At 51.3% G+C, this 716-nt stretch carries 1 protein-coding gene and 1 pseudogene; both read right to left on the bottom strand.

Annotation, left to right across the window (positions count from 1 at the left end):
• On the bottom strand, window positions 1-434 hold a 434-nt coding region (locus tag AC3AQ9_RS20550), incomplete at its 3' end, for an IS3 family transposase (RefSeq protein WP_488309335.1).
• A gap of 8 nt (window positions 435-442) precedes the next feature.
• Window positions 443-716 (bottom strand): annotated as a pseudogene (locus tag AC3AQ9_RS20545) (hypothetical protein); the annotation flags it as partial.

Raw genomic sequence — 716 nt, 5'->3', positions numbered from 1 at the left:
GCCATGCTCACGCCAACGATCTCGCCGTTATAAAGGTCCATGATGGGACTCAGATAAAGCTTCTCTTCACCCGTACATTTGAATTCGGTGACATCGGTGGTCATTTTTTGCAGGGGATGCGCTGTGTGGAACCTGCGGTTCAACCGGTTTTTGGCGATGGTTCCGACTTTTCCCTTATACGATCGGTAGCGGGATTTCCGGATGAATTTCACGCATCTTAAATCCAATTCCCTCAGGAGGCGCTGGACTTTCTTATGGTTGATGACATACCCGAGCGCCTGTAGTTCCAGGTGGATCCGGCGATACCCGTAACGGCCTTCGTGTTTTTCAAACAGCGCCCGGATCACGGTTTTCCATTCCCGGTCCGGGTCTTCCGAAGCGAATCGCTGCCGGTGGTAATGGTATGTTGCTTCCGGGAGATCCGCGATCTTCAAGACATCCCTTAATCGGAATCCTTCTTCTTGGAGTTCGAATGCCAGCGCTGCTTGTGCTTTTCGAGGAAGGCATCCGGGTTCTCCTGGAAAGCGTCCAACTTTTTTAAATACGCCACTTCTAAGCGGAGAAGTTCATTCTCCCGTTCCAGTTGTTGTTCACGGGACATCGTCCCATTCGGTTTTGATGGGTTGTTTTTCGGCTTGTTTGTTGGTTTTTTCGACATGGGCGGCCGTCCTTTCGCTCGTTCTTCCAGGCCTTCTACCCCTTCCGCCAAAAATTCC

The sequence above is a fragment of the Planococcus sp. VCh962 genome (assembly GCF_057748275.1).
The sequence above is the reverse complement of the archived record's forward strand: the minus strand, read 5'-3'. Positions and strand labels throughout refer to the sequence as shown.